An 18,724-nucleotide genomic window follows, 5' to 3' on the forward strand; every position below is an offset into this window, starting at 1 on the left:
CAGCAACAATGTACTGCAATTTTCATTTATACACTTTACGTATATAAAACTAACGCCGCACAAAATTTGGATATGTGCAACAGATTTTTATGAATTATACTTCATCAATTAGTGTTATAAGCAAGGAGTATGTTAAACTGTTATGGGGAGGGTCAAATGGGAATCGCGACGGTTAAAGTCATGAAGCCAGTATTTAAACCAAAAGATGAAAAGAATGCAAAATTTGTACTCTATCCATATAGAATATACCACATAAAACTCTTTTACAAACGTCTAAAAATGTCCGATAGAGTCATGGACTATTTTGCATATGTTGACTGCTACCGTTTTGGAGTTGAAAGAGGAGACGGTATTATAGACATCCAAGAGTGGAAAGTCCCAGAAGATGCAATTATGCCATCGAATATAACAGAGGAGGAAGCAAAACAAAAAGCAGTAGAGAGTGCATTTAATTGGGGGAACCTGATGGTCATAAGCTGGTGGACGCCAAAAGTGGAGGTAGTAAAAGAAGTGGAAGCATACAAAGTATTCTGGATATTTAAAGAAGACGGAGAAGTCTATGTGATGGATAGCCTAACCGGAGACAAGTTTAAATTCAAAGACTTAATGTAACGATGTCACCGTGCATGAATCTCAACTATATCCCCATCCTCTAATACATGGTCAGCTCCGACCCTTTGTCCCGGGAATTTCACACTCTTACCCCATACCCTTGCATATTTGAATTTCTTGGCAAAATCCTTGTGGATTCTCTTTGCAACATCCAAAACAGTTGCACCTTTCCTAAGAGCAATTGGAGGATAAGCCGGTTCTTCTCCCGGAGATTTTGTGAAAACCCTAATTATACCAGCCAGCTCATAAAGAGCATCCTTAACTGCATCAATGTTTATTCCCTTCTTTGCCGAAACGGGAACTATTTTAAAGCGATTTCCATATTCTCTAACCAATTTTTCATAGTTTTCTCTGCTTCCGGGGGCATCTCCCTTATTTGCAATAATTATTGCTCTCCTCCATACTAAGCTCTCATCCAAAGCGTCAGCAAACTCTTCAAGCGTTACCGGTTCTTTAACTGTTATCTCAGCCGAGTGAATTTTCTCTTCCCGGAGCATTTTCATGACTTCTTCGATATCACCTTTAATGTTCTCCTGCCCGTTAATTACAATTCCTCCATATGGCATCTTCTTGATCTCAATCCTAGGCCTTCTCTTGTTGATTTTAATCCCTGCTCTTTCAAACTCTTTTAGAATTATCTCCATCTGTCTGATGGGGTCCTGAGAGAGATCAATGACAATAGCAATTGCATCAGCATTCCTAATCACGGCCAAAAGCTGAGTTCCCATACCTTTTCCCAATGACGCACCTTCAACTAAACCAGGAACTTCAACCAGCTGGATTTGAACGTCATTATGTTTCATCATTCCAGGAATCGGCTCAACAGTGGTGAATGGGTAATCGGCAACATCTGTATCTACCCCAGTAAGCCGCCTTAAAAGAGAAGATTTACCTACATTCGGCAGACCAGCGAGAACTATTTGGGCTGCACCTTCTTTTTTGACACTGAAAGAATAACCTCCTCCCTTTCTCTGAGCTTGTTGCTTTTCAAGCTCCTTCCTAAGCTCTGCTAATCTTCGCTTTATTTGGAGTCTGAGCTTTTCTGTTCCTTTATGCTTTGGAACAGTTGCATACATTTTTTCAAGTGCTTTGATTTTTTCTGCGATTGTTTTTGCATTCCTATATTCCTCTTCTGCCGCAAGATACTCTGCTGTAACGTTGGTCGGCATAAAAGTCACCTCTTTAAAAACGCTACTCTCGCCATTAGATGTTAATGGAGTGATTTTATAAAGATATGGTTCCCATGTACCTCGTTCAAATATCATCAAATTTATATACTTTGCCGAAAAATTTTAGAAGGGTGGAAGATGGTGAGGGCTACTCTTGATGATACTGACAAAAAAATTTTGGGAATACTTCAGAAGAACAGCCGAACTCCCCTGAGAGAAATATCCAAAGCAGTTGGTCTGGCTGAATCGACGATTTACGAAAGGATAAAGAAGCTTAAAGAAAATGGCGTGATCAAAAAGTTTACTGTAATTCTTGACCCCGAGGCACTTGGATTCACAATGCTGTCGTTTATCCTAATTAAAGCAAAAGCTGGAAAATACGCTTATGTTGCCAAAGAACTCGTCAAATACCCTGAAATTGTGGAAATCTATGAGACTACCGGGGACTATGATATGATAGTTAAAATTAGAACAAGAGGAAGTGAAGAGCTTAATGAGTTCCTTGACAAAATTGGAGAGATTGATGGCGTTGAGGCAACACACACAATGGTAGTTCTGAAGGTACATAAAGAAACTACGGAACTTCCCCTCTAATTCAAGTTCTTTACCCATTTTTGTCCATTTTTGAGTGAAAATGTTTATAAAGATGCAGTTCTAATCTTATCTGAACGTTACTATGGAGGTGTCAAAAATGAAAGTGCTGTTTCTGAGTGCGGATGACTTTGAGGATATTGAGCTAATTTACCCCCTTCACCGCATAAAGGAAGAAGGGCATGAAGTGACTATAGCAAGCAACAAGAAAGATTATATAACCGGGAAACATGGATACAAGGTTAAGGTTGATTTAACTTTTGATGAAGTCGATCCAGATGAGTTTGATGCCCTTGTTCTACCGGGAGGAAAAGCGCCGGAGAGAGTAAGGATCAATGAAAAGGCTGTGGCAATAGCAAGGAAGATGTTCAACGATAGAAAACCAGTGGCAACAATCTGTCATGGGCCTCAAATTCTGATATCAGCGGGAGTTCTAAAAGGAAGAAAAGGAACATGTGTAATAACAATTAGAGATGATCTTATTAACGCTGGAGCGGAGTTCATAGACAAAGAAGTTGTAGTCGATGGAAACTGGGTAAGCTCAAGACATCCCGGCGATTTATATGCCTGGATGAGAGAGTTTGTTAAGCTGTTAAAGTGATTCCTCTCCTGTTTCTTTGTTTCTTTGGATGATAATTTTTATATATCTCTTCTTGGACTTTAGTAACGGAAACACCATATGTGAGTACTAAATTTACATGAGGGGGTAGGAATGGAAAAGAAAAGGCTTTATCGTTCAAAGGATGAGAAAATATTTTTGGGAGTTTTAGGAGGGATAGCAAAGTACCTTGATGTTGATCCTACACTTGTGAGGATAATCTATGTCATCCTGCTCTTTTTGGCCCCTGTAACGGCGATACTGATGTATTTCGCCTTGGCCCTCATAATGCCGGAAGAGCCTGAGGAAGAGATATCCCTTGATAAGCTTCCTGAAAAAGCGGAAAAAATTGCAAAAGAGATTGATGAAACACTGACACAAGCATTTAGCTCTAAAAAGCCAGCCCCAACGGTTAAAGATCACAGCAATGAAAAGCTCCTCGCAATAATTTTAATTATTCTTGGTGGAGTTCTGATTTTAAGAAAGATAGCCCCCTTCATGTGGTATCTTCAGGGGGATGTTCTCTTAGCAGTCCTGCTGCTCCTATTTGGAATATACTTGCTGATTAGGGGGTGAAAACATGGGAAGAACACTTGGACTTTTCCTTTTGTTCCTTGGAGCATTAATACTCCTCAAAAAGTTCTACCCTGAGACGCTAACATATTTAGCACCATATGCTCACTACATAAAGGCATCATTTTGGGGTGTTGCTCTTATCTGCCTTGGTTTATACTTGCTCTCAAAGAACAAAGCTTGGAGAACTACAATTAGTGCAATCTTTATTCTCTATGTTGCCCTTTACTTAGTGGTTCCTGACGTTGGCACCACTTCCTGGTACTCAATAGGAGAGTGGTTTGGGGAGAAAATGGAAGGGGAAATGCATGCCGTTGGAGAATTCCAAGCCTCTGAGCTGATTATTCAAGACATTGTAGCTGAAACTAAAATAATAAGCACTGATGGAAACTCAATAAAAGTCACATCGAATCTTCCTGTTCAGGCAGAAATAAGTGGGAGTACCCTTATTCTGAAATGCACTGAGGTATGTAGCAGATATAAAAATGGCAAGCTGACTGTGGAGGTAGGCAAAGGACTCTTAAAAAGCCTTGAAATAAGCAATACTGTTGGGGATTATTACATAAACCTCGAAGATAACCTGAGCCAAATCATGATAAAAAACACCGTTGGAAGATTCAGCATTTCACAAATGAAAATTGAAGAGCTTTATCTGAGCGACTTCGTTGGGGATTTCAACATAGAGATTGAGGAATGCTCTCAGATTACCATGGAAGATGGAATCGGCGATATAACAATTGATGTACCCTCGGAATATAAAGTTGTACCTATCATAAGGGATTCAGCAACAAAAATTGAGATTAACTCCAATGAAAGTGGCACAAAAACATTAAAGCTGATAGTTGACAGCGTAATAGGAAGAGTAAAGGTGAGCTGAGAGACATGGAGAGGTGGAAGATAATAAAAGCTTTCACGCTTGGATCTTTGCTTGAGGTTATGATTCCAAAGCCTGGCAATGTGAACCGCTTTAGAGATTTCGAGGATTTGACCCTTTATCATTTTCTCTTTGGAAATGTTGCTGTTGTTGATATCCTCTATGAGGCAACGGAGGTCGGCAGATTAATTAAGCGAGGGGATTATCAGCTAAGTGAAGCCAATATCGGAGAAATGATCAAAAGGGCAGTCCAAAATGCAAAAGCTGCACAAGATGCAAATCCCAATTTTGGTATAATAGCACTGGAGATCCCTCTTGTAATTGCTTTAACTATCTCAAAAAACCTTTATGATGCCAGAGAACTTGTAAAAAGGTTAATTGAACATTCAACAGTTAGAGACGCAATGGAGTTATATAAAGCCATAAGAATCGCCAACCCCAAAGGAATAAAGAGCGGGGTTAAATACGACGTTTATAATGAGAATGTTTTTGATGAGCTTTTCAGAGATAGAATCAACCTCAAACGCTTAGCTGAAATAAGCTGTGAAAGAGAGCTTATTTTTTGTGAATGGTTAAATGGATATGAGCTCAGTTACAAGACATTCCTGAGGCTCAAAGAATTAACCAAGAAATTCAGCCTTGAAGAAGCTGTTTTAAATGCGTTTATTGAGCTCTTAGCATCAACCCCAGACACCCTTATTATCAGAAAAGCTGGAAAGGCTGAGGCTGAACTTGTAATGAGGAAGGCAAGAGAAACACTGGATGGAACTCTCAGTATTGATGAACTGGATAAATTCCTAAGGGAAAAAGGGGATTTAAGAAATCCTGGGAGTTTAGCAGATATAACGGCAATTGCTTTGAGTTTGCTGATTCTTGATGGCTACAAACTTAATCTCTAATTATTCTTATCCTCTTCGCCCCTCCAAGTCCAATTCCAAGCATCTTAGAATCTATAACGACAGCGTCCCTACCAAGCTCTTCAAGGACTCTTACCTTTAAGCCCGAAACTTCTGTGATTCTCTCATCCCCACCAAATTCTTCATCCACCTGAGCCTTTAAGAACTCATAGGCTTCCTTTCCAAAGAGAACAATATCAGGTTCAAAACCGTCCATTTTGAGCTCGTTGGCTTTTTCTTCAACTGCACTTAGGATTCTAATTAAATCCCCTCTCATTTAGTTCACCTTGAAATGAACTATGATGCCAATACATTTAAAGTTTTTCATGCTTGTAAAACTTCATTCATTGATGACCTCAAATGTGTATGTAACTTCAGTTCCGCTGAGCTTCAAATGTGCCGAGGCTGAGCAATATTTGTTTTGACTAAGTTCTATTGCTCGTTTAGCCTTTTCTGGATTTACATCTCCATAGATCTTATAGTGGATGTGAACCTTTTTGTAAATCCTCGGATGTTCTTCCCTCCTTTCCCCGCTTATTTCAACTTCGAGGTCTTTGATTGGTTCTCTCATTTTCTGCAGGATCATGACAACATCAATAGCTGTGCATCCGGCAACAGCTAAGAGGAGGGTTCTCATTGGAGAGATGCCCTTTTCTCCAAAGATTATTTTCCCTCCTTCTTCAACACTTGCCTCAAATTTTTCATTCCCAAGCCATCTAACTTTCCCTGTTATCATTTTACCACCCGGATATCAATTAGGGGCAATTCTTTTTAAATAGCTTTGTAAACTTTATCCCATGTATATACGACCATTCGATCCATGGAAATCAAAGCTCTGCACATGTCCCTTTAAATATACACTAAACGTTTATACAGGCTGCGATCATGCTTGTATTTACTGCTACATAACGGCATACATTCCCAAAGCTTTTAAGGTTAGAATTAAAGAGAACCTCCTTCTTAATCTTGAGAAAGAGCTTAGAAAATTTGATAAGAGGTTTATGATTTCGCTTTCCTATTCCTCTGATCCATATCCAACAGTTGAGAGGCAGTTGGGCATTACACGAAAAGTTCTTCAGCTCTTCAAAAGATACAATGTAAGATGCATGATCTTAACAAAATCAGATATTTTTGAGCGTGATTTGGACATTCTAAAAGAACTCAAATGCGCCGTAGGGATAACGGTGACAACAATAGACGAAGAAAAAGCTAAGGCATTAGAACCAAACGCTCCCTCACCTAAAGAGAGAATAAGAGCTCTAAGAAAAGCAAAAAAGAGCGGAATTCCAGTCTATGCAAGAATAGATCCAATCATACCCTTTTACACATGGGAAGATTTTGAGAAAACGGTCAATGCACTGAGCTTTGTTTCACATATAACAGTTTCTACTCTAAAGCTCAGACCAGATTCATGGAAAAGAATGAAAGCAAAATTCCCAGAGCTCATGAAAAAGCTTGAACCACTGTACAAAAGAGGAGAGAGATTTGGGGGATATTATTATCTTCCCAAAGACTTCAGAATGAAAATCTTAAAGGAGGCAAAAAAGATCATTGAAGAGAAAAGGATCACATTCGGCTCATGCAGAGAGGGGTATTATTCTTACCCTACCTGTGATGGCTCTCACTTAGTTCCTCTATAATTTCTTCAACTATTTCTTCTGCCATTTTTCCTGTTTCACTTTCTTGTCTTATAATCTCCTCCTTTATTTCCTCCCTGATTTTGCCTTTCTTATACTCAAGAGCTTTTTCAACTAAGGCATCAAAAAGGGGCTGCATTTCATCCATGTATTCTGCAAGCCACTGAACCCCGATGGCAAACTTCTCAGGAATTTCAATGCCTTCAATTATCCCATCATCAGCATAGGCAACGGGTTTGATACCATCTCCAAGCTTTCTGATAGCCTGATGATGGAAACTGTTAACGCCGATAAAAACTTCATTTGTCCCTTCAATGTTCAGCTTTTCCTTTAGAATCTCAAACAGCATTGAATTGGTTTTTATCCTGACTTCATGAACTTTACAGCTGGGATGAACTAAGAACCTGCCTCCACTTGTCCAATCATGCTTTATAGCCTTTGGAATTTCACTAACGACATCTTGGTAGAGGGTACCTCCAAGGGCAACGTTTAGGGCTTGAGCACCTCTCCCAATTCCCAAGATTGGAAGGTTCCTTTCAAGAGCTGCTCTAATTAAAGTAAGTTCAAACTCGTCCCTCTGAACATCTAAATTCCTTATTTTTGTCGTTAGCTCTCCCCCATAGTATTTAGGATGAATATCTGGCCCCTCAGGGAAAATCAGACCATCCATTGCCTCAAGGACATCTGTTATCCCAACGAGGGGAGGAATTGCTACAGGTATTCCCCCAGCTTTTTTAATCCTTTTAACATACATATCATTTATAGTAAGGGCACCTGTTTCCCAGTCAAATTGTGCCACAATGCCTATAATGGGTTTCATAGCTACACCACCAGATGAAGATTACATAATTATGCTATAAAAACTCAACTGCATAAAATGTATTTAGAAAAGTGAAAAGAGCAAAGAGGGTCACTCCTTCTTTTTAAGCTTCTCGCACTTCTCGACGAAATCCTTGAGGATGTCGTAGAGCTTTGGCTGTCCAATCTCCTCGAGCTCATACCTAACACGAACAGCTGGCTTGTTGATGTTGAGAATTCTTCTCAAATCAATTGGTGTTCCGATGACAACAACATCAGCATCTGCTCTGTTTATTGTCTCCTCAAGCTCCTTAATCTGCTTCTTGCCGTATCCCATTGCTGGGAGGATAACATCTAAGTGTGGATACTTCTTGTAGGTCTCAACGATAGAGCCGACGGCATATGGTCTCGGGTCAATAATCTCCTTAGCACCGAACTTCTTGGCAGCAACGTAACCTGCTCCATACTTCATGCCGCCGTGTGTGAGTGTTGGTCCATCTTCAACGACAAGAACCCTCTTACCCTTGATCAATTCTGGCTTGTCAACGAAGATTGGGGAAGCTGCTTCAATAACGATAGCATTTGGATTAACCTTCTCGATGTTCTCTCTAACTTTCTGCACGTTCTCTGGATAAGCTGTCTCAACCTTGTTAATAATGATAACATCGGCCGAGCGGAAATTCGTCTCACCTGGGTGGTACTTGAGCTCATGTCCGGGTCTGTGTGGATCAGCTACAACAATCCAGAGATCTGGCTCATAGAACGGAAAGTCGTTGTTCCCTCCATCCCAGAGGATTATATCGGCTTCTTTCTCTGCCTCTCTGAGAATCTTCTCGTAGTCAACACCTGCATAAACCACATGACCGTAGTCAATGTGTGGCTCATATTCCTCTCTCTCCTCAATTGTACATTCGTACTTGTCAAGGTCCTCATAGGTTGCAAACCTCTGGACAATCTGCTTCCTCAAGTCACCATAAGGCATTGGGTGTCTTATGACGGCAACCTTGTATCCAAGCTCCTTCAAAATCTTAGCAACTTTTCTTGATGTCTGGCTCTTTCCAGAACCAGTTCTGACAGCTGTAACAGCTATAACTGGTTTGCTTGACTTGAGCATTGTGCTCTTAGGTCCAAGAAGCCAGAAGTCGGCACCAGCAGCATGGGCTCTTGAGGCTAAGTGCATAACGTGTTCGTGTGATACATCGGAGTAAGCAAAAACTGCAATGTCAATGTCATGCTCTTTGATGATTTTCTCTAAGTCATCTTCGCTCCAGATTGGGATACCGTTTGGATAGAGAGGACCAGCCAATTCTGGTGGGTAAATTCTACCCTCAATATCTGGGATCTGCGTGGCTGTAAATGCTACGACTTCATAATCGGGGTTGTTTCTAAAGAAGACGTTGAAGTTGTGGAAATCTCTTCCAGCAGCTCCCAGAATAATAACTCTTTTTCTTTTCTTCTCGACCATTTCAATCACCTCAAAAATTCCATACCGGCAAAAAGGTATCAATTTTGGCATTTATAACCATTTTCGTTGAATAATGAAAGAGTTTGACAAAAATTCTTTGGATGTGCATTTTTAAATTGGAAGAAGCTTCGAAAATCAAGTGGCAATCTTTGATTCACAATTACCAGCAAACTTAATAATTCCAAATGCCAATTCAATTTTCGGTGTCTATAGATGAACGAACTTGAAGTTAGAACTCACACTGCTCTCCATGTTGTTAAGGGTGCAGTTGTCAAAGTGCTTGGAGAAAAAGCAAAGTGGACTGCAAGCGTTTACGTTAATGAAAATCATGGAAGATTAACAGTCAAATTTGATCGAAAACCCACCCAAGAGGAAATTGCTGAAATTGAGAGAATGGCAAACGAGAAAGTTAAGGAAAACGTCCCCATTCATGTATATGAACTGCCGAGAGAAGAAGCTGAAAGGAGATTTGGCGAAGATATGTATGATTTATTTCCAATTCCTCCAGAGATTAAGACACTAAAAGTAGTTGTTATTGAAAACTGGAATATCAATGCATGCAACAAACAGCACACAAAAGCAACAGGGGAAGTTGGAAGGATAAAAATCAAGAAGGTGAGGTTCAGAAAGAGCAAAGAGTTGCTCGAAATTAGCTTTGATATTCTATGACTTAAGCCCATGCCTCACTTCCCAGAGCTCATCATTTTATCAACCCATCCTGGCTTTGTGAAACCTTTTTTCACCCCACTGTAAGTGATTATATACATCAGCGGTTTTTCAACATTAGGTGTCTTATAGATAAGATAATGCCTCACTGTATTGAGTTTACCATCCCTGTAAACAACTTCAACTTTGTATTGAAAGCTTTCAAGTTTCTTCATATCCTCTTCTGTGACCTCAGTGCCCATGATTTTTGAGAGATCTTCCTTATTTGTGACATTCATTATAGCTGTGTACTCATTATTTCCAGTTTTCTTGAATGTAAGTTTTTTGAGGATGTCGCTGTTAATTATCCAACCCTGATGACCTTTCGGAACAGTTAGCATTATGAACGTGCCAACCTCCTTCAGGAATTTCCCTTCTGATGTATATATAGTAACGTTCTCTGGTTTACCAATAGCAAAATACCCTCTAAAGGTGCTCTCATTCTCAAAGTATATGTATCCGTGAGTTTTTAGGGTGAACATTGTTACTGTAAAGTTTATCGCCTCTCTCACAATCTTACCGTTTTTAGATTCAACGCTAACCCACATGTCAACCATGTCATAAACTCCAGCACTGTTAGGATCAAACATTTTGATTGAAAAACCTGTTGTTAAGCTATCCGCAGAGTTAAGCTCCATAAGATCAGCCTTTGGGTCAGGCTCACCCATACAGCCCGCAGAGAATACAGCAAGCAACAACACTGTAATCAAGACAGTGCCAATTTTTCTCATAGCTACCCCTCCTTGGTACTCAATATTCTTTTTGACCACTCATACCAAACAATCTTCCAGCTTTTTCATTTCACATTCTCTAACTTCAAATCTCTCCAACTGATGCAGTGTTTTAAGCCCAGCTCCCGTTAGTATGCTGACAACTCTCTCCTCTCTCTTAATTCTGCCTTCTTCTCTGAGCTTTTTTACAGCTGCTATGCCAGTTGCAGAAGCTGGCTGGGCAAATATACCGTCTTGAGCCAGCACCCTCTGAGCTTTAAGGATTTCCTCATCACTAACAGCAACACACATGCCGTTGAGCTTTCTCAAAAGCCTCAATACAACATTTCCGCTCGGCGGGTATGGATTTTCAATTGCATGCGCTATTGTGTGCGGATTTTCAAATCTCTCAATTTTCTCTTTCCCTTCAATGAAAGCTTTGTAGATCGGTGAGCAACCTTCAGCTTGGACACAAACAAACATTGGTAACTTATCAATAAGCTTACTCTTTTTGAGCTCAAGGAAGCCCTTTATGATTCCTCTAATCAGACCACCAGAGCTTGTTGGAACTACAACGTAATCTGGCATGACCTCTTCAACAATCTCAAAGCTGATACTCTTATATCCCTCTATACGGAATGGATCGTCAGAATTTATGAAGTAGATGCCAAGCTTCTGTCCAAGATTAAGGCTTTCATAGTAGAGTTTTCCGTAATCACCTCTAACTTTTATAATCTCAGCTCCGTAAACAGCAATCTGCTTAAGCTTTTCCTCTGCTATGTTTGAAGAAACGAGAATGTAAGCTTTCAGCCCTGCTCTCGATGCATAAGCTGCAACACTTGCAGCCATATTGCCAGTTGAAACAGTCCCAACTTTGTCAAAGCCAAGCTGCAAAGCCCTGTGGATTCCCAAAAATGTTCCCCTATCCTTAAAGCTCCAAGTTGGATTAAGGGTTTCGTTTTTTAAATAAAGCTGAATTCCGAGCTCTTTTGAGAGCTTCCTTGCTCTTATAAGTGGAGTATCCCCCTCCCCCAAGCTTAAATCCAAGTCAAGTTCAAAAGGAAAGAACTGAACAAAACGTTCCCAAACACTTTTTCCGATTCCAGCAAAGCCTTCAAAAAGCTCAAGCTCTAAAGGCTCTCCACATTCACACCTCTGATATGGCTTTCTCAGAGAATACTCTTTACCGCAAGCTGTACATCTAAGCATTCTTCAGCCTCCTAACCGCTGTAAACATAACATATCTACCTTCCTGCTTAATTGTAAAGGATAATCCAAATTCTGGATGTGCCTTAACGTAGTTATCTCCAATTGTCTTGAGTGCATTATAGAACTTCTCAGCGCTGCTCTCATCTCTCCAAGCAGTTTTCCAAGCTAAGATTAAGCTTGTAGAGTTTTGAGCCAAAATTAACTTATCCCCCTTCCACCCATCCGCAATCTCCTTCGCCTCTTTTTCCTTATAATTGTGAACAAGTAAGAGCAAATAAACATAGAATTCTCCCATCGTGTCTTCATGAATTACCCCACCATTTCTAACGCTTAAACTCACATTTTCTGGCAATGTATAGCTCAGATACATTTCTGGGTTCATTACCTGCTGAGTCGTGACTGGCAACTTTGAGTATGCCCTATTAACCAAACCCCAACCACCTTTCTCGTAGAGATACTGCACAAATTTATCGCCAAAAACGTAAGGGAAAGCGTTTAAGCTCCAAACGGGGTCTTCGAGGTATAGAGCTGTTATCTTCTCTATTGGGATGTGGTGCCTTTTGCAGTATAAATCAGCGACTAAGTCAGCATCCCCTTCAACCAAAGCCCTTATAGCGAGTGTTGAATCTAAAGTTGGCCCAGAATAAGGAGCATTAAAATTCTGCTTCTGCAAAACATGAGTTAACTCATGAGCAACAACTCTATAAGCAGTTTCTCCACTTTCCAAGAAGTTCTCTTCAATGATGTAGACTTTATTCCCTATGGTTGCAGCAATCCATGAAGCTGTTTGCTCTTTTTTCTCTTTTGTTAAATTATAGCTTGGAGGGACAAGAAAAGTCATCTTATAGATTGCCTCCCACATCCTAAGTTCATATATATTCTCCTCTGAAGGACCCCATTTTTCTAAAGCCTCTTGTCTTGTGATCACAATTATTTTAGGCGATTCTTTGAATGAGAGATTTCTAATCTCCTGAACTTCACCCTCAATCTCCTGAACCTTTTGGAGTACTTGTTTTGCCCTCTCATCTATTGAACTAACTCTAATTTGATAAAATGATGCAATAAGAATGACGATTAATGTCAATGTTATTAACCCAGATTTCTTTCTCACATCTTCCACCTTCGAAAGGTTATTTAGTGGAATACGCTTATAATACATTTGGTGCCGCTACATGGGAAGGATTGTGGAGGTAAACGAGGCAGTTGATGAAATTCCAGACAATTCAATAATAGCTGTTTCAGGATTTAACTTACTTGTTGCCCCGGAGTATCTGCTTCTTAAACTGTTCGAGCACTACAAAGAGACAGGACACCCGAAGAATATTTTCTTGGAAGTCAATCCAATTCCAACAGCCCCAAACGGTGTTCTCGATAGTATAATGAAAGAACTTTACAATGATCCAGATCAAGATTTCCTCTCGGGAATCCTTGTTACATATCCAGGCTGGTCTCCCTATCTGCAAAAGCTGATTCAAGAAAATAAAATTGAAGGATACACATGGCCTATCGGAACGGCTTCGTGGTTTTTCAGAGAAGTTGCGAGAGGTTTTCCAGGAGTTATAACAAAAGTCGGAATAGGGACGTTCCTTGATGGAAGACAAGATGCCGGGTATTTAAATGACCTCGCAAAAGAAAAGAGGAGATGTAAGGTTCAGCCGATCGAAATTAACGGAGAGGAATATCTCCTATACACCGCTCCGAAGCCAAATGTTGCATTCATAAGGGGAACAACGAGCGATGAGATTGGGAACATAACAACAGAGAGAGAAGGAGCATTTACAGACATTTTAAATATGGCTCAGGCTGCTAAATCTCTGCCAAGTCCGGGAATTGTAATAGCCCAAGTTGAAAGGATTGCAAGATTCGGCTCTCTACACCCTCAAGATGTGAAAGTTCCGGCACCTTTAGTGGATTATGTAGTCATTGCTCCAAAGGAATACCATAAGCAGAGTGCAAACATTCAGTATGACCCAAGAATTTCCGGTGAGATTATCCCTCCAGCTAAGCCAAGAGTCCCAGAGATTCCGCTAAATATTCGAAAAGTCATTGCAAGAAGAATTCTGCTTGAGATGGTTGGGATCATCAAAAAGCTCGGCAGACCAATCTTAGTCAACTTAGGAATCGGCGTCCCATCAGAGGTAGCAGCAATTGCAACCGAGGAAGGCATCCAAGATTACCTCTTCACCACAGTTGAATCAGGACCCTTTGGGGGTGTTGCATTAGGCGGACCAGATTTCGGAGCCTCAATAGGACCATTTGCTATAATTTCAATGGCAGATCAGTTTGCCAATTATGAAGGTGGTGTTATTGATGCTGCGAGCTTAGGATTCATGCAGGTGGATAGGCATGGAAATGTTAATCCTTCAATCTTGCCGGGCAGATTGCCCGGACCTGGGGGTTTTCCAGTGATATCATTCGGTTCTCCGAGAATAATCTTTGCTGGAGGATTTACTGCAGGAAAGAGGGATATCAGAGTTGAAAATGGACAATTGAAAATCATTAAAGACGGCAGCATTATCAAATTTGTAAATCAAGTTTACAAGATAGTTTATAATGGTAAAATCGGCTTAGAAAGAGGTCAAGAGGTCATATATGTAACGGAGAGAGCAGTATTCAAACTGGCGAAAAAGGGATTAGTTCTTGAGGAAGTTGCTCCAGGTGTAGACGTAGAAAAAGACATCTTGGCAAAAATGGAATTTGAGCCTAAAATGAGCTCGAAGTTGGAAGAAATGGACAAAAGGTTGTTCTTATCAGGAAAAATGAGACTGAAAGAGGAAATCAAAAAAGCACTCAGCTAAGTGCTTTTGTTCTATCTTTATTCTTTGAACTCCACGAACTCCTCTCTCATCCCTTCTTTTGTAATTACAACCACTTGGATTTTCCTATCCCCCGTGTAAACGTCTCTCTTGCCAGCTGTTCTAACAGCCCTAATTGCCAATTCTCTTGCCTCTTCAATGCTCATATCCTTCCTATATCCTTCTTCAAGAATCGCTATTGCAAAAGGCGAACCTGAACCCGTTGCTGTGTAGTCGTCAAATATCAAGCCTCCAAGTGGATCGAGATTCGCCAAAGTTGGTTCCTCGACGTATCCACCGATAATTATCTGCACAAGGTAAGGGAACCATTTATTTTCATTTAAAATATTGCTCAAGAGATTTGCCATTGCTTTTGCAGTCATTGGCCTTCCCCATGTGAACTGGTAATATCGAGCTTCTGCTTCAAGCATCCTCGCAAGCATTTGGACATCTCCAACGCTTCCTGCAGTCGTTATTGCAATCCTATCTGTGATTGGGAGGATCTTTTTGATGTTAAGGGTTTCGACCATATGGTCGAGAGAAGCCTGAGTATCAGCTGCTAAAACAACACCTTCCTTAACTTTAATTCCAACGGTTGTGGTTCCAGTCTTCTTTTCCATATTCTCACCTCCTAAGGTGAAAATAATCTGGAAACTTTTTAAAGTTTGGCTTAAACACAACACTCAAAAAGAAAAGCAACAAATCAACTAACCTTAAAGCGGTTAAAAATTAATATTTGAAATTTACTGCTCTATGGAGTCTTTACAGTTCTCACAGACCCATTTCTCCTGCCCACCAATGTACACCTTGTAAAGCGGCCCATACTGTCCACAAACTTCGCAGATACCATAGACCTCAGTTTCGCTTTCCACTGATTCCACTTCCTGCTCTTCACTGTTGTACATTGCCAAAGCTGCAAGCAGGTCAGCTGCAGTTACAAATCCTATGGGCTTGCCCAATTTTGTAACAAGTATTCTCCTAACACCTTTGTCCATCATGAGTTCAATTGCATCTTGGATGTCATAATCGTATTCAATTCTGACTGGATTCTTAGTCATTATCTCTCTGACTTTAATATGTTTTGGATTTTTACCCTTGGCAACAATCTTATCCAAAATATCTCTGTCCGTCACTATCCCAATGATCTCCTCATTCTCAACAATCACTGCACTGCTAACCTTATTTTTGGCCAGAATCTTCGCAACCTTATCGACACTATCATCTGGCTTAACAACCACTGCCTTTCTTTTAAGCACTTGCTCCACAGTTATCTTTGGCATCATTGCTATTCCCTCCTACTCATGTGGAGATATGAGAAGAAACTTAAAAATGTTTTGGGATTAGAGGTTTCTTCTTGCAAACCAGCGTGTAAACGCTAAGAAAAGTATTACGAACGTTATAATTCCAATTATGTGAGGGAGATGTGTCAGCTGCGGAGTTACAGCCTTCTGGAGTGCAGGCACGGTGGTAGAAGTCACAGTGGTCGTTGTAGTTGTTGCTTCAGGAGCTCTCTGGATCGTCATTACTTGGGTAACATTTTCCGCTGCAGTTTGAGTAACGTTTTTCATTATTTCTCCCTTTATAACCTTTGGAGCTTGTTCGGTAGGAGCAAACGCAGCTTTTGAAAGAGTATAGACTCCATAAGCAATTAAACCCGCAATACTTAAGCTGATTACCTGAATTTTCTCAAAAGTTCTTAATATCCTCTCTTTCACAGACATTTTTCTTGGAAGGAGGAGTATAGGTTTAGGGGATGCACGGTAAAGTTTGACTTCTTGTAACCTTTTTCCATACCTCTTGCCTGCAACTTCGACCAATCCAACTTTAAGCATCTTATCAATATGATACGAAACCGTTGAAAGAGGGAGATCTAACTCTCTGGCAATCTCAGAAAGAGAAAGTGTTTTCTCTTGAAGAAGCTTCAGAATGGCCAATGATTTCTCGTTCATAAGTATTTGAGCAAGCTCTTTAGCCTTCTCATCATCAACGCTGATCGTCTCAAATTCCACAAAACCCACCAATAAAACTAAGCAGGCAATAAATATTAAGATTTTCTTTTACTTCAAATAAGCTGGAATTAAAACTTAGAAATCTGTAAAGTGATGAAAAGGAAAGAAAAGTTAAACTGTTAACTTCATGGCTTCTCCAAAATGATCTCAATTGTTGAGGTGTTTGCTGTTCTTCCGTCTGCAGTTGGAAGCTCTTCTGTGCCTATCTTGATCTCCTTAACCCTAACCTCTGGCAAGAACCTGTTCCTGACGATTTCTGCAACGTCAACAGCTCTGCTTATAGCTCTCCCTCTTGCTTTGATTGAGACCTCCTTTGCACCCTCGTTGAACTGGGTTATAACGGCAAGGACGTAGTTCATAACAGGCTTCTTTCCGATGTAAACAACATGCTCTTCTGCCATCTTTGGCACCTCCGAAAGTTTTGTCATAGCCTTTTCGTGAGTTTTACGTTAAATACTTTTCGGTTGGGTTGAATATTCAGCAAAAATGTACCATGGATTTCTCCATCGCTTAGACACAAAGATGTTCATGGCAAATGCTTTTAAGATAAAATTATTACATCAATTTGGTGATATCATGGCTGTTCATCCAATCGATTATCGCTATGGCAGTGAAGAAATGAGAAAAATCTGGGAAGAGGAAAACAAGTTACAGAAACTCCTTGACGTTGAGGCGGCTTTAGCGAGAGCACATGCGAAAGTCGGAAATATCCCCAAAAAAAGTGCAGAAGTAATAAGCGAAAAGGCCAATACAAAATACGTCAAGCTTGAACGAGTGAAAGAAATTGAGGCGGAAATCTATCATGATATTATGGCTGTAGTAAAAGCTTTAAGCGAAGTCTGCGGTAAGCATGGCAAGTACGTTCACCTTGGAGCTACTTCAAATGATATAATTGATACTGCAAATGCCCTCCTTATTAAAGACTCTCTGGAGATAGTTCTTAAAGATCTGAGGGAGCTAAGAACAATCCTAAAAGAACTCGCAAAAGAGCATAAACACACCGCTTGTATTGGGAGAACTCACGGACAGCATGCCGTTCCCACAACATACGGGATGAAGTTTGCTATATGGCTTGATGAGATACAGAGACACATTGAAAGGATAGAGCAAGCAAAAGAAAGAATTTTAGTCGGACAGATGAGCGGTGCTGTTGGGACTATGGCATCTTTCGGAGAAAAAGGATTGCAAATCCAACGTTTAGTTATGGAAGATTTAGGATTAAGACCTGCAAGAATAAGCAATCAGATAATCCAAAGAGACATTTATGCTGAGCTCGTCATGATTTTAGCTTTGATCGCATCCACTCTGGATAAAATTGCTCTTGAGATTAGAAACCTTCAAAGAACTGAAATTCTTGAAGTTAGCGAACCTTTTGGAAAAAAGCAGGTTGGCTCATCAACAATGCCTCACAAGAGGAATCCAATAAGGAGCGAAAAAATATGTGGACTTGCAAGGGTTATATATTCTAATGTTATCCCGGCACTTCTAAACAACCCACTATGGCACGAGAGAGACTTAACGAACTCTTCAGTGGAGAGAGTAATCCTCCCAGAAACATTCATGCTGTTGGATGAAATGCTAAAAAATATGAAAAAAGTGCTCTCTGGCTTGGAATTTTTCCCTGAAAACATAAAACGTAACCTCTACTTAACAAATAACCTCATAATGGCAGAACCATTGATGCTGAAGTTAACAGAAAAAGGAATGGGAAGACAAGAGGCTCATGAAATTGTTAGACAAATCGCCATGAAAGCATTCTATGAAAAGAGGGACTTAATCGACGTTGCTAAGGAAAATGAGGTTGTGAGAGAATACTTAGATGATGAGGATTTTAAGGAGTTAAGACCAGAGAACTACATTGGACTTGCTCCCCAGATAGTAGATGGTGTAATTCATTATATAGAGGAAATTGAACAAAAAGAAACTCAAAGGTCTTAGGTCTTTGTTTTTTGGTGTGTTTATTTTATTAACTTTTTATTATTTTATAAATGCATTATTGAGCATCTCTCAATATTTTCAGAGAATTTTTACTTATTATAATTATATGATTTATACTTTCATAAATTTTAATTCAAAATCTTTG

22 protein-coding genes are annotated in these 18,724 nt (G+C 40.1%); 10 read left to right on the forward strand and 12 right to left on the reverse strand.

Annotated elements, in window-relative coordinates; all coding sequences use genetic code 11:
- Positions 1 to 156 precede the first annotated feature (156 nt).
- A complete protein-coding gene (locus VFC49_RS03055) occupies positions 157 to 612 on the forward strand; it encodes a hypothetical protein (protein ID WP_324736123.1) in 456 nt (151 codons plus the stop codon).
- A gap of 5 nt (positions 613 to 617) precedes the next feature.
- Here VFC49_RS03055 and VFC49_RS03060 read toward each other — a convergent pair whose 3' ends face one another.
- Complete coding sequence (locus VFC49_RS03060) at positions 618 to 1,781, reverse strand: GTP-binding protein (protein ID WP_324736124.1); 1,164 nt, start codon at positions 1,779 to 1,781, stop codon at positions 618 to 620.
- Positions 1,782 to 1,922: 141 nt separating this feature from the next.
- Here VFC49_RS03060 and VFC49_RS03065 point away from each other — a divergent pair, with 141 nt between their 5' ends.
- From VFC49_RS03065 to VFC49_RS03085, 5 genes are all read left to right on the forward strand, one after another.
- Positions 1,923 to 2,375, forward strand: coding sequence for an Lrp/AsnC family transcriptional regulator (locus VFC49_RS03065; RefSeq protein WP_048159929.1), 453 nt, complete (start codon positions 1,923 to 1,925; stop codon positions 2,373 to 2,375).
- Between the two features lie 97 nt (positions 2,376 to 2,472).
- On the forward strand, positions 2,473 to 2,973 hold the full coding sequence (gene pfpI / locus VFC49_RS03070; protein WP_324736125.1) for a deglycase PfpI: 501 nt from the start codon (positions 2,473 to 2,475) through the stop codon (positions 2,971 to 2,973).
- Positions 2,974 to 3,084: 111 nt separating this feature from the next.
- Positions 3,085 to 3,546, forward strand: a complete 462-nt coding sequence (locus VFC49_RS03075; RefSeq protein WP_324736126.1) for a PspC domain-containing protein — start codon at positions 3,085 to 3,087, stop codon at positions 3,544 to 3,546.
- 4 nt (positions 3,547 to 3,550) lie between these two features.
- Positions 3,551 to 4,420 carry a hypothetical protein gene (locus VFC49_RS03080; protein ID WP_324736127.1) on the forward strand — a complete coding sequence of 290 codons (870 nt, stop codon included), beginning with the start codon at positions 3,551 to 3,553 and terminating at the stop codon, positions 4,418 to 4,420.
- 5 nt (positions 4,421 to 4,425) lie between these two features.
- The gene (locus tag VFC49_RS03085) at positions 4,426 to 5,316 is read left to right on the forward strand and encodes a triphosphoribosyl-dephospho-CoA synthase (RefSeq protein WP_324736128.1); all 891 of its coding nucleotides are present in this window, start codon (positions 4,426 to 4,428) and stop codon (positions 5,314 to 5,316) included.
- Here VFC49_RS03085 and VFC49_RS03090 read toward each other — a convergent pair.
- Together VFC49_RS03090 and VFC49_RS03095 are read right to left on the reverse strand one after the other, a co-directional pair.
- Positions 5,306 to 5,590 (reverse strand): family 4A encapsulin nanocompartment shell protein, encoded by a 285-nt coding sequence (locus VFC49_RS03090; protein ID WP_324736129.1) that lies wholly within the window; start codon positions 5,588 to 5,590, stop codon positions 5,306 to 5,308. The two genes, VFC49_RS03085 and VFC49_RS03090, sit on opposite strands and share 11 nt — an antisense overlap.
- Before the next feature lie 63 nt (positions 5,591 to 5,653).
- Positions 5,654 to 6,049, reverse strand: coding sequence for an OsmC family protein (locus tag VFC49_RS03095; RefSeq protein WP_324736130.1), 396 nt, complete (start codon positions 6,047 to 6,049; stop codon positions 5,654 to 5,656).
- A 61-nt stretch (positions 6,050 to 6,110) separates the two neighbouring features.
- On the opposite strand from VFC49_RS03095, the gene VFC49_RS03100 reads away from it, so the two are divergent.
- Positions 6,111 to 6,953 (forward strand): SPL family radical SAM protein, encoded by an 843-nt coding sequence (locus VFC49_RS03100; protein WP_324736131.1) that lies wholly within the window; start codon positions 6,111 to 6,113, stop codon positions 6,951 to 6,953.
- On the opposite strand, the gene VFC49_RS03105 is transcribed toward VFC49_RS03100, so the two are convergent.
- Both VFC49_RS03105 and VFC49_RS03110 read right to left on the reverse strand, forming a co-directional pair.
- A complete protein-coding gene (locus VFC49_RS03105) occupies positions 6,919 to 7,770 on the reverse strand; it encodes a gamma-glutamyl-gamma-aminobutyrate hydrolase family protein (protein ID WP_013467265.1) in 852 nt (283 codons plus the stop codon). The two genes, VFC49_RS03100 and VFC49_RS03105, sit on opposite strands and share 35 nt — an antisense overlap.
- Before the next feature lie 90 nt (positions 7,771 to 7,860).
- Positions 7,861 to 9,213 (reverse strand): cyclic 2,3-diphosphoglycerate synthase, encoded by a 1,353-nt coding sequence (locus VFC49_RS03110; RefSeq protein WP_324736132.1) that lies wholly within the window; start codon positions 9,211 to 9,213, stop codon positions 7,861 to 7,863.
- Between the two features lie 213 nt (positions 9,214 to 9,426).
- Between VFC49_RS03110 and VFC49_RS03115 the strand changes: the two genes are divergently transcribed.
- Positions 9,427 to 9,882 (forward strand): alanyl-tRNA editing protein, encoded by a 456-nt coding sequence (locus VFC49_RS03115; RefSeq protein ID WP_324736133.1) that lies wholly within the window; start codon positions 9,427 to 9,429, stop codon positions 9,880 to 9,882.
- Between the two features lie 14 nt (positions 9,883 to 9,896).
- Here the strand turns inward: VFC49_RS03115 and VFC49_RS03120 are convergent, their stop codons facing one another.
- From VFC49_RS03120 to VFC49_RS03130, 3 genes are read right to left on the reverse strand one after another with little or no spacing between them, the layout of a single operon-like run.
- Positions 9,897 to 10,649 (reverse strand): hypothetical protein, encoded by a 753-nt coding sequence (locus VFC49_RS03120; protein WP_324736134.1) that lies wholly within the window; start codon positions 10,647 to 10,649, stop codon positions 9,897 to 9,899.
- Between the two features lie 39 nt (positions 10,650 to 10,688).
- Entirely contained in the window at positions 10,689 to 11,837 is a 1,149-nt protein-coding gene (gene thrC, locus VFC49_RS03125; RefSeq protein WP_324736135.1) for a threonine synthase, read from the reverse strand.
- Positions 11,830 to 12,948 (reverse strand): eCIS core domain-containing protein, encoded by a 1,119-nt coding sequence (locus tag VFC49_RS03130; RefSeq protein WP_324736136.1) that lies wholly within the window; start codon positions 12,946 to 12,948, stop codon positions 11,830 to 11,832. Before VFC49_RS03130 ends, thrC begins: the two co-directional genes overlap by 8 nt.
- Before the next feature lie 61 nt (positions 12,949 to 13,009).
- Between VFC49_RS03130 and VFC49_RS03135 the strand changes: the two genes are divergently transcribed.
- Entirely contained in the window at positions 13,010 to 14,635 is a 1,626-nt protein-coding gene (locus tag VFC49_RS03135; protein WP_324736137.1) for an acyl CoA:acetate/3-ketoacid CoA transferase, read from the forward strand.
- Between the two features lie 17 nt (positions 14,636 to 14,652).
- On the opposite strand, the gene psmB is transcribed toward VFC49_RS03135, so the two are convergent.
- The 4 genes from psmB to albA form a co-directional block, all read right to left on the reverse strand.
- The gene (gene psmB / locus VFC49_RS03140) at positions 14,653 to 15,252 is read right to left on the reverse strand and encodes an archaeal proteasome endopeptidase complex subunit beta (protein WP_324736138.1); all 600 of its coding nucleotides are present in this window, start codon (positions 15,250 to 15,252) and stop codon (positions 14,653 to 14,655) included.
- A gap of 123 nt (positions 15,253 to 15,375) precedes the next feature.
- Entirely contained in the window at positions 15,376 to 15,915 is a 540-nt protein-coding gene (locus tag VFC49_RS03145; protein ID WP_324736139.1) for a cyclic nucleotide-binding/CBS domain-containing protein, read from the reverse strand.
- A gap of 57 nt (positions 15,916 to 15,972) precedes the next feature.
- Positions 15,973 to 16,650: an ArsR/SmtB family transcription factor gene (locus VFC49_RS03150; protein ID WP_420719619.1), complete on the reverse strand. Its 678-nt coding sequence runs from the start codon at positions 16,648 to 16,650 to the stop codon at positions 15,973 to 15,975.
- Positions 16,651 to 16,766: 116 nt separating this feature from the next.
- Positions 16,767 to 17,042 carry a DNA-binding protein Alba gene (gene albA, locus VFC49_RS03155; protein WP_013467275.1) on the reverse strand — a complete coding sequence of 92 codons (276 nt, stop codon included), beginning with the start codon at positions 17,040 to 17,042 and terminating at the stop codon, positions 16,767 to 16,769.
- Positions 17,043 to 17,217: 175 nt separating this feature from the next.
- Here albA and purB point away from each other — a divergent pair, with 175 nt between their 5' ends.
- Positions 17,218 to 18,579: an adenylosuccinate lyase gene (gene purB / locus VFC49_RS03160; protein WP_324736140.1), complete on the forward strand. Its 1,362-nt coding sequence runs from the start codon at positions 17,218 to 17,220 to the stop codon at positions 18,577 to 18,579.
- Positions 18,580 to 18,724: the final 145 nt, after the last annotated feature.

The organism is Thermococcus sp. SY098, from assembly GCF_035621495.1.
GTDB lineage: Archaea > Methanobacteriota_B > Thermococci > Thermococcales > Thermococcaceae > Thermococcus_B.